The 16,553-nt window shown below is 33.2% G+C and carries 14 protein-coding genes; 10 read left to right on the top strand and 4 right to left on the bottom strand.

Annotated features, from left to right (window positions below):
* Positions 1-95: 95 nt before the first annotated feature.
* A complete protein-coding gene (prfA, locus tag M2326_RS06095) occupies positions 96-1,172 on the bottom strand; it encodes a peptide chain release factor 1 (protein ID WP_264618665.1) in 1,077 nt (358 codons plus the stop codon).
* A gap of 515 nt (positions 1,173-1,687) precedes the next feature.
* Here prfA and M2326_RS06090 point away from each other — a divergent pair.
* The 7 genes from M2326_RS06090 to M2326_RS06060 all read left to right on the top strand — a co-directional run bounded on the left by M2326_RS06090 (position 1,688) and on the right by M2326_RS06060 (position 8,723).
* Positions 1,688-3,007 (top strand): mechanosensitive ion channel family protein, encoded by a 1,320-nt coding sequence (locus M2326_RS06090; RefSeq protein ID WP_264618664.1) that lies wholly within the window; start codon positions 1,688-1,690, stop codon positions 3,005-3,007.
* A gap of 288 nt (positions 3,008-3,295) precedes the next feature.
* The gene (locus M2326_RS06085; protein ID WP_264618663.1) at positions 3,296-4,444 is read left to right on the top strand and encodes a T9SS type A sorting domain-containing protein; all 1,149 of its coding nucleotides are present in this window, start codon (positions 3,296-3,298) and stop codon (positions 4,442-4,444) included.
* Positions 4,445-4,909: 465 nt separating this feature from the next.
* Positions 4,910-5,329, top strand: coding sequence for a MarR family winged helix-turn-helix transcriptional regulator (locus M2326_RS06080; RefSeq protein WP_264618662.1), 420 nt, complete (start codon positions 4,910-4,912; stop codon positions 5,327-5,329).
* Between the two features lie 3 nt (positions 5,330-5,332).
* Positions 5,333-5,755: an organic hydroperoxide resistance protein gene (locus M2326_RS06075; protein ID WP_264618661.1), complete on the top strand. Its 423-nt coding sequence runs from the start codon at positions 5,333-5,335 to the stop codon at positions 5,753-5,755.
* Between the two features lie 36 nt (positions 5,756-5,791).
* Positions 5,792-6,427 (top strand): nitroreductase family protein, encoded by a 636-nt coding sequence (locus M2326_RS06070; protein ID WP_264618660.1) that lies wholly within the window; start codon positions 5,792-5,794, stop codon positions 6,425-6,427.
* A gap of 215 nt (positions 6,428-6,642) precedes the next feature.
* Entirely contained in the window at positions 6,643-7,659 is a 1,017-nt protein-coding gene (locus M2326_RS06065) for an LLM class flavin-dependent oxidoreductase (protein ID WP_264618721.1), read from the top strand.
* An 8-nt stretch (positions 7,660-7,667) separates the two neighbouring features.
* Positions 7,668-8,723: a major royal jelly family protein gene (locus M2326_RS06060; protein WP_264618659.1), complete on the top strand. Its 1,056-nt coding sequence runs from the start codon at positions 7,668-7,670 to the stop codon at positions 8,721-8,723.
* A 92-nt stretch (positions 8,724-8,815) separates the two neighbouring features.
* Here M2326_RS06060 and M2326_RS06055 read toward each other — a convergent pair whose 3' ends face one another.
* Both M2326_RS06055 and M2326_RS06050 read right to left on the bottom strand, forming a co-directional pair.
* The gene (locus M2326_RS06055) at positions 8,816-9,592 is read right to left on the bottom strand and encodes an SHOCT domain-containing protein (RefSeq protein WP_264618658.1); all 777 of its coding nucleotides are present in this window, start codon (positions 9,590-9,592) and stop codon (positions 8,816-8,818) included.
* Between the two features lie 208 nt (positions 9,593-9,800).
* Positions 9,801-10,247, bottom strand: a complete 447-nt coding sequence (locus M2326_RS06050; protein WP_264618657.1) for a hypothetical protein — start codon at positions 10,245-10,247, stop codon at positions 9,801-9,803.
* 350 nt (positions 10,248-10,597) lie between these two features.
* Between M2326_RS06050 and M2326_RS06045 the strand changes: the two genes are divergently transcribed.
* Complete coding sequence (locus tag M2326_RS06045) at positions 10,598-11,329, top strand: YoaK family protein (RefSeq protein ID WP_264618656.1); 732 nt, start codon at positions 10,598-10,600, stop codon at positions 11,327-11,329.
* A gap of 277 nt (positions 11,330-11,606) precedes the next feature.
* Here M2326_RS06045 and M2326_RS06040 read toward each other — a convergent pair whose 3' ends face one another.
* Positions 11,607-14,231, bottom strand: coding sequence for a TonB-dependent receptor (locus M2326_RS06040; RefSeq protein WP_264618655.1), 2,625 nt, complete (start codon positions 14,229-14,231; stop codon positions 11,607-11,609).
* Positions 14,232-15,233: 1,002 nt separating this feature from the next.
* Here M2326_RS06040 and M2326_RS06035 point away from each other — a divergent pair.
* A complete protein-coding gene (locus M2326_RS06035; RefSeq protein WP_264618654.1) occupies positions 15,234-15,611 on the top strand; it encodes a DNA topoisomerase IV in 378 nt (125 codons plus the stop codon).
* 141 nt (positions 15,612-15,752) lie between these two features.
* Positions 15,753-16,523, top strand: coding sequence for a TerC family protein (locus tag M2326_RS06030; protein ID WP_264618653.1), 771 nt, complete (start codon positions 15,753-15,755; stop codon positions 16,521-16,523).
* Positions 16,524-16,553 lie beyond the last annotated feature (30 nt).

The following is a 16,553-nucleotide window of genomic DNA, read 5'->3' as shown; positions in this document are numbered from 1 at the left end:
CCTATTATTTCTAAGTTAATATTAACATAACATCAAAAAAGAATGCCATACTGTACAAACAGTATGGCATTCTCAATATAATTCAAAACTCAAAGTTAAAAAACCTCGCTTGCTTCTTTTAATTTTTCCATGTTATTCACCAATTGTAGTTCCTCAACAATTTTTTGAATATCACCATTCATGATGTTACCCAAATCATACAAAGTTAAACCTACACGGTGATCGGTCACACGCCCTTGTGCATAGTTGTAGGTACGAATCTTAGCCGAACGGTCACCAGAACTTACTTGAGATGTACGTTTTGTAGCATCTTCCGCTTGTTTCTTGGCCAATTCTTGTTCGTACAAACGAGAACGTAATACAATAAACGCCTTGTCTTTATTTTTATGTTGTGATTTTTGATCTTGACATTGTGCTACCAATCCCGTAGGAATGTGTGTCAAACGTACCGCAGACTTAGTTGTATTCACCGATTGTCCACCAGGACCAGACGAACAAAAGAAATCTACACGTACATCATTCATATCAATTTGTACATCAAACTCCTCTGCCTCAGGCAATACCATCACCGTAGCTGCAGATGTATGTACACGACCTTGCGTTTCTGTTTGCGGTACACGTTGTACACGGTGCACACCAGCCTCAAACTTCAACGTCCCGTATACATCTTCACCAGTAACTTCAAAAATCACCTCTTTGAAACCACCTGATGTTCCTTCATTCATATCCACTACAGACGTTCTCCAACCTCTATTCTCACAATATTTAGTGTACATACGGAACAAGTCTCCCGCAAAAATACTTGCTTCGTCCCCACCCGTACCTGCACGAATCTCCACCATGACATTCTTAGCATCTTCAGCATCTTTAGGGATCAACATAAATTTAATCTCTTCCTCCAACTCCGCCAATCTTGTCTTAGATTCATCCAATTGCATTTTGGCCATTTCGGTCATATCTGCATCACTATTATCGACAATTATTTCGTTTGCCTCTTCAATATTAGCCATTAAGAGCACATATTCGTCTCTCTTCTCAGCCAATGCTTTAAGGTCTTTGTATTCTTTATTAAGTTGTACATAACGTTTTTGATCCATGATCACATCCGGCTGAATAATCAAATCCGAAATCTCATCAAAACGCTGCTTTACTATTTGAAGTCTATCTAACATATCCTTAGTCCTTTATTTGGAGTGCAAAAATACAAAAAACTATTCAAGTTTCCACTTTCCTAAATTTAGTTTTTTTCAGGAGCTATTTCCGGCTATTCACTATATCTTTTATTTTGGGGTTCCGCTATTGCTACATCCCAAAATAAAAGGCTGGCCTAGGGAATTGGGATCAAAAATCAATACATTAGTTACAGCAATTAAAATAAGACATATGACGTAAAATTATAGCCAACACAACATATTAGCAAATAAAAAGCTATAGTACTTTGACTTACCTTCTATTTCAAAAGCTAGAAATCCTATTTAATTTAATCACAAAAACCACAGCATTTTCAATAAAGTAACTACATCAAAACATTTCGAGTTGGTTTACACTTAGGATTCCTTCTTAAAAGTAAACTTCCTTACAATTTATTGTTGATTTTGTTAAGAAAAAGCCAACACATTTATTCTTTTCTTGACTTAAAATAGGATTACTACCTTTGTACCACAAAAACAAAAAACAAAAGACAATAATGATTCAATTTGACAATAAATATTCTACAATACAACTAGACCCAAAATGGTTAGCCGATTATTTTGGAATAAATCCTGAAATTGCCAAATTAATAAGCTTACCTATTGTTATTTTGAGCTTAATCATTTTTTGCTTTTTTGCTTGGTATTTGACCAAGAAAATCATTGTAAACACCATCCATAAACTTTTTCTAAAAACGAAGATTACATGGGATGATATCTTAGTCGAGAAAAGAATATTTGATAAACTTGCTTTGGTAGTTCCTGCTTTGATTATCACTTTTGCAGTGCCTTCAATTCTAGGAGAGTTTCCTATTATTTCAAAATATTCGGTTACATTTTCAATGTTAGTCCTTTTACTAGTCGTTATTTGGACAATAAATGCAGTACTTGCTGTTTTTAACGAAATACTTTCCCACTCTCCTATTTTCAAGGACAAACCTATTTCGAGCTATATTCAAGTTTTAAATATCATTGTTTATTTTGTTGGTGGAATTCTTATACTGTCATTATTATTAGGTAAAAGTCCGTTCTACTTCCTAGGGGCCATGGGGGCAATGACTGCGATATTATTATTAATATTTAAAGATACAATACTAGGTTTTGTAGCCAGCATACAAATGTCTGTTTATGATATGGTACGTGTAGGCGATTGGATTGCAATGCCAAAATACGATGCTGATGGTGATGTAATGTCTATTAATTTGAGTACGGTAAAAGTCCAAAATTGGGACAAGACCATCACTACGATTCCGACTTACGCCTTTATCAATGATTCATTTAAAAACTGGCGAGGAATGAGTAATTCTGGTGGCCGTAGAATCAATAGGTCTATATATGTGAAAGTAAGTAGTTTTTGCTTTTGCGATGAACAGATGTTGGAACAGTTCAAAAAATATACGCTTATCAAAGACTATATTCTAGAGAAAGAAGCCGAAATAAAAAAATTAAATGCTGACTTGAGTGATGGAGAATCTAATCCTGTCAATGCAATTAGTCTCACAAACGTAGGTGTTTTTAGAGTCTATGCTGAGAACTACATTTTGGCCAACCCTCATATTAACAAACAAATGACTCATATGGTTCGTCAATTGGAGCCTACTTCAAAAGGATTACCTTTGGAAATTTATTGTTTTACATATGAAAAAGAATGGGTGAAATTTGAACAAGTAAAATCGGATATTTTTGATCACTTACTAACCATTACATCTCAATTTCAACTAGAAGTATTTGAAGAACCTACTGGGAAGGATTTTCAAAAATTATCTGGAAACACAACAGAAAAATCTATGCTTCCTCGCTCCTATTCTCCCTCTTAGTCATTACTCAATATATCTCATAGCACATAATAATGTAATAGTATAAGAAGCTGATTTTAAAATTCTCCTTATTTCTGGTAATGTAATGCAGAAAAACATCTTTATTTGTAAAAGAAACTATTGTATCTGCATATTACTTTCATTTGTAAGTTAAACAGATTACATTTACACATTCAAAATGAATTTTAGCGGCCTATTGTATCATACAAAATAGACTAAAAAAGAAGATTAAATTTGTAGCTATAATCTATAATAACCAATACATTAAATACTCTTTAAATCTGAAAAATGAATAAAATAGTACTCCAATTTTTCCTCTTATTTTCTTTACTATCTATAAGAGCACAAACAGCTACTTCTATAACAAAATTAGAATCACCAACACTAGATGAATCTTCTGGATTACTATTTTACAACAATAAAATAATAACGCATAATGATAGTGGAGGAGCAGCAAAACTGTATGAATTAAGCGCTAGTACAGGTGCGGTTACAAGAACCATTACGGTAAATAATGCAACGAATGGAGATTGGGAAGACTTATCTCAAGACCAGAATTATATCTATATCGGGGATATTGGAAATAATTTTGGAAATAGAAAGGACTTAAAAATATACAAAATCTCAAAAGATGACTATAACGATTCTGATGATAATGTAACTCCCGAAATCATATACTATTCCTATAATGATCAAACTGACTTTACATCAAAATTAAACAACAATAATTGGGATGCAGAAGCACTGATTTCATATGGAGACAAACTACTTATCTTTTCTAAAAATTGGGCAGATAAAAAAGTAAATGTTTATTCAATACCTAAAACAAGCGGTACTTACACTGCTGTATTTGAAAGTAACTACAATACAAACGGACTTATTACTGGTGCCGAAATATCCCCAAATGAAGATGTAATCTACCTAACAGGTTATAGCGAAATGGCAGCACCATTCTTATATACAATACATAATATACCGAATAAAAGTTGTAATGTGTTTTCAGGAACAACTTCTGCAAAAATAACTAATATTGTTCCATTAGGTAATCAAATCGAAGGAGTTGCACTTTTAGAAATTACCCCAACCAAGCATCGTTTATATCTTTCGAATGAAAAATATGTAGCAACTTTTGGATCATTTACTGTTACTTTTCCAGCAAAATTATGGTTACTAGAAATTAATACAGAAACATTAAGCCTACAATCGCAAGATTTCTCTATAGAGAACATTGTAAACCTATATCCCAATCCATTTGATAGAACACTTACTCTAAACAAAGTAGTAGATGAAGTAAGCATTTTTGATGCTTTAGGAAAATTAATCACCAAACAACAGTCTGTTAATAATCTTTCATTAGAAAATCTTGATAACGGAATTTATTTTGCCCACATCAAAACAAACAACACCATAGTTATTAGGAAAATAATAAAAAAATAAACCTTCACCCTTACTAAAGTCTTTATTGAAACGGACAAAATACTATATCCATAAATCAGTAGCCTTTATTTAATCAATACATAAGTATTGCATTTATTACTTGAATCTAAAACTCACAATATCAATGAGTTTCTAAATTTAAAAACAAAATAGATTTTATTTAATGAAATATTGGGATAAACCTGAAATTCTTAAAATGCATCATTACAAGTTCATTTTTAGTAGTACTATCGTAGTTATAAAATGATATACAACAATCAAAACAGTTTAATACCTACAATTGATTTGATAGAATACCTCATAACCTCCTACAATTTTAATAACGTTACAACTTATTTTTTTTATTATTAGTTAGATGTAAAGCTGCACCGAAATGCACCCAATAGTTAAAATATTATTAAGTTTTCACAATTGAATTTCACACAATATAATTGCGCACTATATTTGCACAAGAAAATCATCACAATGAAAGATCAACTACATATTAGCGAACAGGTTTGTTTTCCGGTTTATGTTTTTGCAAAGGAAATAATCAATCAATACCGTCCTTTGCTAGAAGCAATACAACTTACATACCCGCAATATTTAGTAATGATGGTTTTGTGGGAATTCGAAGAACAAACAGTAAATCAAATAGGAGAAAAACTACAACTCGACAGCGGTACTTTAACTCCTTTATTGAAACGAATGGAACACAAAGAGTTTGTGTTAAGAATAAGAAGTACAATTGACGAGCGAATTGTAAATATATCCTTAACTGACAAGGGAAAAGCGCTAAAAGTACAAGCCGCTAGTATTCCAGGAAAATTAATGGAAGCTATGAATTTATCAACTGAAGACTTATTGGTTTTAAAAAATATAATTATTAAAATATCAAAAAAGTAAAAAATGAAAACATTATATACAACACAATCTACTGCTACTGGCGGTAGAAACGGACAAGTAAAAAGTGAAAACGGAATTATTGATTTGGAAGTGAGACATCCAAAAGCGCTGGGTGGTGCAAATGATGATTTTGCAAACCCAGAAATGCTTTTCGCTGCAGGATACTCAGCCTGTTTTGATAGTGCTTTGAACTTGGTTATTAAAAAAGAAGATATCCAAACAGGACCAACCAGTGTTTCGGCAAAAGTAAGTATTGGTCAAACTGAGACTGGAGGTTTTGGTCTTGAAGCAGAATTACATGCCAATATCCCCGGAGTATCTATTGAAGTAGCACAATCATTAATAGAAAAAGCGCATCAAGTCTGTCCTTATTCTAATGCTACAAGAGGAAATATGCCGATTATATTGACTGTTTCAAACAACTAAAACGAATAATTTTTCAAAACATAAATAAACAAAATAATGGCTTTATTAGAAGATTTAAACTGGAGACACGCTGTAAAAGCATACGATGGAACCAAAAAAGTAAGTACCGAAAATATTGATAAAATTGTAGAAGCAGCTCGTTTAGCTCCAACTTCCTCTGGGTTACAACCTTTCAACGTAATTGTTGTAGAAAACCAAGAATTAAAAGAAAAACTTGTCAAAGGTGCCTTAAATCCAGAATGTATGAGAGATTGTTCTCATGTAATTATACTTGCTGGATGGGATCGCTATACTGCAGAACGTATTGACAAAGTCTACAATCATACTACAGATGAACGTGGACTAGAAAGAGGCCGTTTTGGTAGCTACACCGATATGTTGAAAAAAATATACCTAGCACAACCGGCTGAAGAAAACTTCGCACACATCGCAAGACAATCATATATAGCACTAGGTCTAGCACTAGGACAAGCAGCTGAATTAAGAATAGACAGTACTCCTGTTGAAGGTTTTGACAATGCTGTAGTGGATGAAGTATTGGGATTAGAAAAATTAGGATTAAAAAGTATTTCACTTATGTATGTAGGTTATGCTGATACTCCTAACGATTGGATTGCTCCAATGAAAAAAGTAAGAACACCAAAAGAGGAATTTGTAATAGAGTTTAAATAATCTCAACTTACCTCCATTAAATTCTTTTTTAGTTATTTCATGCTGACTTTTATAAAGAAAAGCCTGGATCAAAACCCAGTTTTGATCCAGGCTTTTCTCAATAATAGAAATCGATTTTATTGTAACCGTCATCAGCATTTTAGTTTTATTTAAGTTATCCTTGCGAATATTGTTGGGATATCAACCTTAACTTTATACCTATGAAAACAGAAAATATGAACACTAATTCTATAGCATTTTCGATATTGGATCTTGCGATTGTGACCAAAGGAAGTACAATTAAAGAGACGATTGACAATACCGTTCACCTTTCGCAACAAGCAGAAAAATTTGGCTATACTCGTTACTGGCTAGCAGAGCATCACAATATGCCCGCAGTTGCGAGTACGGCTACAGTAATATTGATCGATCATGTAGCGCAAGCTACAACTACATTAAATGTAGGATCGGGTGGAATTATGCTACCCAACCATTCCTCACTAATTGTAGCAGAACAATTTGGAACTTTGGGAACCATGTACCCAAACCGTATTGATTTGGGATTGGGTCGCGCACCTGGAACAGACCAAGAAACAGCACGTGCTATTCGGTCAGATTTCATGGATGCAGCCCATTCTTTTCCGGAAGAAATTGAAAAAATTCAAACTTACTTCTCCATTAACAATCAGAATGCAAAAGTAAGAGCTCCAATAGCAGAAGGAATTAACGTACCGATATATATATTAGGATCAAGTACAGACAGCGCACATTTGGCAGCTAGAAAAGGACTACCTTATGCTTTTGCAAGTCATTTTGCAACTGCGCAATTATTGCCTGCTTTGGCAATTTATAGAAAAGAGTTTATGCCCTCACCAGAGTTAGCAAAACCCTATGTGATGACAGGAATAAATGCGTTTGTAGCCGACACAGATGAAGAAGCAGAGCGCATGGCGACCTCTTTTATCAAAATGATTATAAGCTTATTGACAGGCGCTAAGCGAGAATCACTTGATGAACCTGCTGAAATGACGGATGATCTGCGTGAAACGATGGAACATCCCGCAGTGAAGCAAATGACATATTATACATTTATTGGTTCGAAAGCGAAAGTAAAAAAAGAAATTGAAGCCTTTATCGAAAAAACTGCTGTGGACGAATTGATAATAACGACCAATTGTCACAACCAAGACGCACGTGTACATTCATACGAGTTGATGGCTGAAATAATGAATGAAATAAATAGTTCTAAATAAATATAAAAATGAAAAACATACTAGTTTTTTCAGTAATCCTACTAAGTTTAGCCGCTTGCAAGGGAAGAATTAATTCTAAAGCGGAACCAAAGAGCGCGCACCAAGTCACGCAAGTTGCGGAATTTAAAGGACAACAAGTAACCGGAATTGCCATAGCAAATTCAGGTCGCATGTTTGTCAATTTTCCAAGATGGAGAGAAGGTGTCGAAAATGCGGTAGTGAAAGTTGACGGCAACAAAAACAAAAGCTACCCCAATCTAGAGTGGAATTCTTGGGAAATTGGCCAGCCAGTAGTTGCTGATAAATTTATTGCTGTGCAGTCAGTTTTAGCGCATGATGACAAACTATATGTGTTAGATACTCGAAACCCACAATTTAAAACCGTGCTTGATGCGCCAAGAGTATTTGTTTTTGATCTAAAAAGTAATACGCTAACGGCAACGTATATACTAGAAAAAAATAGTTTTCATTCTGATTCGTATATCAACGATTTACGTGTAGACGGTGATAAAATTTATTTTACAGATTCTGGTCACGCTGGTTTGGTAGTGTATAATATTGCTACTGGAACATCAAAACGAATTTTGAATGATCACTTTTCAACTTCTGCAGAGGTGCCTTTTTTGACATTTGCTGGGACACAATGGAAGCGATCTGTACATTCAGACGGAATTGAACTTGATGTAAAAAACCAAAGATTATTGTACCACGCTTTGACGGGTTATAGTTTATACTCTATTCCAACCGCAGCTTTTGACCTTGACAACAAGACAGAAATTGAAAAAACGGTTCGACTAGAGTCGAAAACAGCTGCGCCTGATGGGATGATTTTTGACGACAAAGGTTTTCTCTATTATGCAGATTTAGAAAACAATAAAATTGATTACCTAAAACCAGATGGAACCATCCACACTTTGATTCAGGGAGTTGATGTACGATGGGCAGATAGTTTTAGTATTTACAAAGATGATTTATACTATACCAATTCTAGAATAAATGAAGTAACTGGACCAATTGATGAAATGGTTTTTACCGTTAATAAAATAAAATTACCTTTAAATTAGAAACCGTCAACTGGGGACTTTACATTCGATAAAAAACAAAGCCACTATCTTTTTTAAAAACAGATAGTGGCTTTGTTTATTCGATTTGAAATCTACAATCTACTTAATAGTTCTGCTTTTTTATTTTCAAATTCTTCTACTGATAGAATATTTTTATCTTTCAAAGCTGCTAATTTTTCTATTTTTATAAAAATATCTTCTTCAAAAGCAGTTGATACCCCAGCAACTTCAGGCATCTGTACAGCTGCAACCTCTTGTGGAACAGGATTATTCTGAGGAATAATTTGTTCTTGAGGTCTATTTTCACCGCCAGATACAATAGGCAAACTGTTCAAATTTACGGTACCATATTGACTTGTAAAAGTTACAGAATAGTCTCCACCTTGTTGTTGTCCTACACCTCCAATATGATTATCAAGAGTATCAAATACAGTTACTTTTCCGTTTTCTTGAATCGCTAAACGACCAATAGTTGAAAAAACTGCATAATTGGTATTATTTTGACTCCCAGTAGAGTTAGGGACCCCCAAATCACCCCACCAATTCCCTGATTGAGAACCATTTTGGTTAGCACTCTTAGGTAATGGTACGTATTGTATCGCACCTTGATTGATTAAATTTGAAAGATCAATACAAAGACCGTTAACTGTATTTTTAAGTTGATTGTTGAACATATCCCCAACCATAGTCATTCCGCCTTGCATCCATTGTCCTCCACCACCAAGCTCAGGAATATAAAATTGCGCCATTGTTCCGTTGGTTCTAAGGAGAGCATGAGTCAATTCAGAAACCGCATTAGGACTCACGCCATAACGATTGGCAACTACAACCATATTTTGAAAACTTGCATCTGTAAAAATTGCATTCATATTCTTAATTCTTAATTTATCTGAATTGCTATTGTAACAACACTTCTACAAAGGTAGTTCAAACCGAATTCAATAGTACGTATTTTAATTTAAGTTTTTGATTTCCATGTTACTAAAACGTTTTTAACAGAAAGCAACATAAAAATACAGAATTTGACAACCTAATAACAATCCTACAAAGAATCTCTCACTTAAAATATTTTTGAATTTAGATTATATCCATAATTTGATACTCCATTTCATTGAACTGAAAAGATTGTCCTTTTTGTAAACCTCTCATCGCTGCGTATATAGGTGCTCGGGTTGAAATTCCAAAAATCATGTGTCCATCCACTTCTATTTGTTCTATAGAAACACAAATGTATAAAGTAAGTTTATCGGTGACTACAACTGCTCCAGGCTCAACACACACGCATTGTTTTTCGGGTTGCAAGGTTTCTAAAAAATCCATTTCTCGAATCGCAAAATCAAGCTCCTTCCCTACTGCATTAAAAAGTTCTACTTTTCCTCCAATGCGATCTTCTGTCTGGCTAGGCGACTGATTCGCTTCGAGCACATCTGCTTGCATTGAATCGACTCGATTTTGAAAACTCTCTATTAGTTCCGTTTGTTTTTGAATGCAAGCTTGCTGAATATTTATTTTGGAGAACGTCATACAATTTAATTTAATGGTTAGTTACAGTGTTCTTATAAATATAAAGTATTTTACTCAAATAAAGTTGATTTTCACTAACAAACATACCTTTTCAGACTGTGACTTTATAAAGATTTTAACTCAATAATCTTTTTAAAATCAAAAAGACATCACTCTATTATAAAAAATGGAAATAATAAGGAATAACAGGGCAATTTCCATCATCAAATCAAAGTTTACTTTATTGTATTTACATGGTGTTTTCATTGTTAAACAGTCCTAGTTATTTTATAAAACCAAAAAAAAGACCTAACCTTGTATAGAATTACAAGTGATAAAAGGACAAAAATAGAACTTGACCCAAAAGAATCATGTTTAGACATCAAGGAAAAACAAGAACTTTAGAACACAATAAAAAAATTGCTTCTTTACTCTCATTTGTGGCAGGAATTGTAAATGTGGTCGGTTTTTTATCGGTACAGCGCCTTACCACTAATGTAACAGGGCATTTTGCGTTTTTTATAGATGAAGTTTTCAAACTCCATTTTTCAGAAAGTTTTATTTACTTTTTTTACATCTTATTTTTCTTCTTAGGTTCTTTTTGCTCCAGTCTATTGATAGAAATTATGACGCTTAAAAATGAGCGATACATATTTATTATTCCGACCATTATCGAAAGTATAATACTTTTTTGTATTGCCATACTGGGACACTTACTCGTAAAAGAATACTCTAATTACATTGCTTTTAGTTTGCTTTTTGCCATGGGTTTACAAAATTCATTAGTAACCAGAATATCTAATGCAATTGTAAGAACTACACATCTGACTGGTCTTTTTACAGATTTAGGAATTGAGCTTTCACAATTATTTTTTTATAAACAGAAAGAACAACAAGCTAAGTTACTTTCTACTATTAAACTTAGGTTCCGGATTATTACCTTCTTCTTTCTTGGTGGCTTTTTTGGCGGTACTTTTTATTCTTATTTTCATTTTTACCTACTGCTAATTCCTGCATCAATGTTAATTATTGGTCTGTATTATGACCAATTAAGATTTCAACTTCTAAACTGGAAGCATCAGTACGACATGAAAGAAAAATAAGTCTTCAAGCGAGAGTAAAAAAAAGGTTCATTCATCTTTACTATTTTTTTTCTGATGACAAAATAGTGAGAAATTTATATTGTTAAAAACTGCAGATTATCATTTGCTCTTGTTTATTATTTTTTGATAATTATACCAACTTCCCCTAAGAATACAGTTTTTCAGCTACTTTATACACTTTCGTAAATTAGACGGCATCCCTACTTCACTTGTGTCTAAAGCAAAAAAAAACGGGAATACATCCCGTTTTTAATTTTATGCTGTATGATATACTTCTTTAGAATTTAAAGTTCAATCCTGCTGTAAATGTAGTACCGTTGATACCAAATTGACTTACTTCCCAAGGGTATTTAAAACGACCACCTAAATTGGTTACAACATCTCCTTTGGCATCAATTTCATCTGGATAAACATTGAATAAATTGTTTACCATGACGTTTACAGCAATTGTGCTTGTGAATTTATATGAGAAACCAAAATCGGTAATTACTTTTCCAGAGAATTTTTGATCTTTTGTTGGATCAGTAGCATGTTGCCATTTTACACTTCCAAAGTAAGTGTTATTCATGATAACACTCAATTTGTTGATATCATAGTTCATACCAAATAACACTTTTGTATTTGGTCTTGAATTCAAGATTCTTCCTTGTTCTTTTCTATTAAATATGTCATATCCATTTGCTTTCAAGATTGCTGGTGTAGCAATTTGCCCTTGGATTTCGGTTTTCGAAATATTACTAGACAAGTTAAATGTCATTCTACCAGCTCCCAAATCTAGATTTTTATAGCTCAACACAATATCAGCACCTCTTGAAACGGTATTTACTGCATTGATGAAGAATTTCATACTAGTAACATTATTTGCCAATAAAATTTCCTCTACAGGATTTGTAGTTGTATTGTCGGCATCAAACCCAACTTCTCCAGTAAAAAGCACACGGTCTTTAACCTTAATATGGTAGAAATCAAGAGATGTTGAGAAATGTGAACCAGATCTTAATGTAATACCTGTAGAAATATTTTGTGATTTTTCTGCATGTAGTTTAGGCACTCCTAGACCTATTACTGCAGGATCCACATTGTTGAAAGTTCCTTGGTTTGAAATTGTATTTCCTGAAACTAAGGTCTGAACATTACTCAAATAAATTTGGTGCAAAGCAGGAGCTCTAAATCCAGTACTGAAAGACCCTCTTACAGTTATATCTTTGGTTACTTTGTAACGAGAATTTACTTTGTATGAAAAATTATCACCAAAATCAGAATAGTTCTCATAACGTATTGACCCACCAATTAAAAAAGCATCAGAAACATCATAATCCAAAGTAGAATAAATCCCTACGTTTGTTCTATCTTTTTTCAATGCATTTGATGGCTGTAAACCAGGAAACGATTGTGCACCACCATTTATATATGATTCTTCTTGTCCAGCACGCGCTTCATATTGCTCTCTTCTTAATTCAGTACCAAAACCTAAAGTCACTTTATCAAAACTTCTAGAAAAATCAGCATTACCCACTAATTGGCTAAAAGTATATCCACCTGCATTAAATTCAGTCGGGCTATTAGCACCTAAGCTTGGATTCAAAGTGTTTGCAATAGTATAATCTACTTTATTAGAACCAGCAGTTACACTGAAATCAGAACTAAAACCAAGTAGTGTAGATTTGATTCCAACACTTCCTAAGTTATCAAAAACGTCAGTATTAAATGTTGGTTGAAAACCGTTATAGGTTGTTCCAGCAGCATGCAATAAATTAAAAGGATCTGATACATCTGGCCAGTAAGGAACTCTGTACAAAGCAAAACTTGTTCCTTTTCGAATATTTACATCTCCAAAAGCATAAAGAGTCGTTTTTTCAGACAATGGATATTCTGCATTAACAACCAATGCACCCATTTTAGTATCCGGTTGCCCGATATTCATTCCTAATGTTGGATTATTTTTCAAATAATCTCCCCAAGTTGGGTCATCTGCAGCTACACCAAACAAATCATCTTTACCTGGCGATCCTGGTCTATTTGTTTTATTTTGATCTAAATACGAAACGTTGAAATTCACAAAACCTTTGTCAGCAAATTTAAATCCTGAATTCAAATCGGCACCAAAATTAAAACCATCTCCTTGCGAAGTGATTCCTGAAGTCGTACTAACCTCGGTAAAATTCGTTTGCTTTTTAAGAATGATGTTAACTACACCCGCGATGGCATCAGAACCATATTGTGATGATGCACCATCACGCAATACCTCCACTCTTTCGATAGCTGAGAAAGGAATACTTTTCATATCAGTCCCAACCTCTCCTTTTCCTGGAGTATCATTAACATAAACCAAAGCACTTTGATTTTTTCTTTTTCCGTTTACCAATACTAATGTACGGCTCGGTCCTAATCCACGTAAATCTGCTGGGTCAAAATGCGCAGTTGCATCAGAAATTGCTTGTGTACTTGAATTAAATGAAGGGATTTTGTATGCTAACATTTTATCAAAGGTAACTTGTCCGCTAGACTTTAAGTCTTCAGCATAAATCTTGTCAATTGGCACAGCCGAACTTAACACTGTACGTGTTTTAGCTCTGTTACCGGTTACAACTACCTCATCAAGACTATTATTAGGAGCCAAATTCACAATTACAGTAGTAGCATCTGTTGCAACTGTAAAGGTTTTATTTTGATAGCCTACATATTTTGCGATCAAAGTAGCAGGTAATGCTTTTACTTTAATTGCAAATTTTCCGTTGGCATCTGTAGTTACTCCATTTCCAGCCACTTTGTCAATTACATTGGAAAAAGGCACTGGTTGACCATTCTCATCTTCCACAATACCTTTGATGGTTTGAGCGTTCATTGCTGTAGGCATTATTAACGTAAATAATACGCCTAAAATAAATTGTTTCAATTTCATAAATCTAAATGCTATGTTTTTTCTAAATTCCTTAACAAAACTAAAATTATTAGTTAACAAAATAATAACATGTATTACTTTTTACATATATATGTTTTCACATGCTCTTTTTGTTATTTAAATTACGATATCCACAACCAAACAACAATTAGATTACATATAGTCAATTATAAATGAAGTATAAAATTAAAAACATACCCTTTAAAATGTTATAATTATGCTTAAATAGTAACAAAAAACGCTTTAAAAAGTTAAAAAGCAGTGCTACAAGTTAAAAATTACAATAGTCTGTTCTACATTTTAATTGCTGAAAATTCTAGAATCAAACACTTTTTTAAGCTAAATAAATAAAATTTTATAGTTTATTTATACTTTTATAATTAACTATTTTTAACACAAAAAATGATTGTCAGATAAAAATAATTTTGTTTCATAAAAAGTTTAAAAATGATTGGCGCGAAAGTATACATAACGAGTACTACAGATTTTGAGTAAGAATTCTCAAGTCATCAAGCTATTATTTACCTATAGTAAAATAGTAAACGGATTATTATTTTTTGTTTGCGCCTATAGAAAATTTGGAAACAGATCAAGTGAAATCTATTGTTTGCATAAGTTATAGAGGCAATTAGGCGCTATAATCTTTTAATTATCTACTGACGCATTATCCTTGACATATAATTCAGAATATATTTTCGAATCAAATAGTTGAAAAATGAGATAGAAAAGCCTTTCAAAATCCCCTAATAATTCTGAAAATTATAACACGGATAAGTTTGCAGAAGCAAAAGAAATTAAGAACTTTACAGAGAATGAAATAAAGCGATTGAATAATAAATAATGCCTTCTGCCCCTGATGGCAATGGAAAGCCCGGACGGGATTTCCCTATTTTTTCTTGTCATAAAAGAGCGACTGAAAGAAGCTCCTTTTATGACAATAGAAAAAAAGGGGAAGCACGGAGGACTTGAAATGCACAGCAGGATTGGGCACAAATAATAAAGATGAAAAAATTACTATTGATTGGTGGACTACTTTTTCTGGTTTCGTGTAAAGAACCAGAGCGAAATTGTGCGAAATTTAGAACAGGGAAATTTAAGTTTGAAACCAAAATTGATGGCGTATTGAAAACAACCTATTTTGAACGCGATGATAAAATCGAAATTGAAACTTATGAAGGCAAAACTGATACCGCTTCGATAAGATGGGTAAATGATTGCGAATATATTCTGAAAAAATTGCATCCCAAAAATATGGCGGAAGAAAAGTCGATTAGTATGCGTATTTTATATACATCAAAAGATAGCTATACATTTGAATATGGATTGGTAGGAATGCCACAAAAACAAAAAGGTACTGCGGTGAAGCTTTCAGAAAAATAATTAAAATTCAAATGATAATTTTGATTTAGCTGTCAAAGATTATTACTTAGTTTATTGATTCTAACTAAATAAGTTTTTTATCTGCTAAAGAAGTAATATCTACTATTATGAAATTTTTTAAATAATCAACTAAATATAAAAATGGAAGTATTTTTGAATCCAGATGCCTGGATCGCCTTATTGACCTTGACTTTTCTAGAAATTATTTTGGGTATTGACAACATCATCTTTATCTCTATCGCTACAGGAAAGCTACCTGAAGAAAGCAGAAAGAAGGCCACAAAACTAGGAATGTTTTTAGCAATGTTTATGCGTATCGCCCTATTAATGGGAATCAATTTATTGATACAAATGAAAGAACCTTGGTTTACCATTGACTGGAGCTGGTTCAAGGCAGGTGTTACGGGACAAAGTTTAATTTTACTAGCTGGTGGCTTGTTCTTGATTTATAAAAGTACCAATGAAATTAGAGAAAAAGTAGACCATAAAGGAGAAGAAGAACACGATATGGGGAAAGTTGCTACCAAATCTTTTCAATCAGTGATTTTACAAATTATTATGATCGATTTAGTATTCTCTTTTGACAGTATTTTGACTGCAGTAGGAATGACCAATGGTGTTGAAGGCGCTTTGTATATTATGGTTACGGCGGTAGTTATCTCAGTTTTTATAATGATGCAGTTTGCAGTGCCCGTGGGGACTTTTGTAAATAAAAATCCATCGATACAAATTTTGGGATTGGCATTTTTGATTTTAATCGGAATGATGTTATTGACCGAAAGTGCACATTTATCGAATGCATTAATCTTCGGTAGCCACGTTACTCCTATTCCTAAAGGATATTTATACTTTGCAATTTCGTTTTCTCTATTTGTAGAAATGCTGAATATGAAAAGTAGTAGAAAGAAATAATTAACACTTTTACCCTCATTTTCAAAGCCT

The organism is Flavobacterium psychraerolatum (assembly GCF_025960985.1).
Taxonomy (GTDB): domain Bacteria; phylum Bacteroidota; class Bacteroidia; order Flavobacteriales; family Flavobacteriaceae; genus Flavobacterium.
Note: the sequence above shows the minus strand (reverse complement) of the source record. Positions and strands in the feature narration are given on the sequence as shown.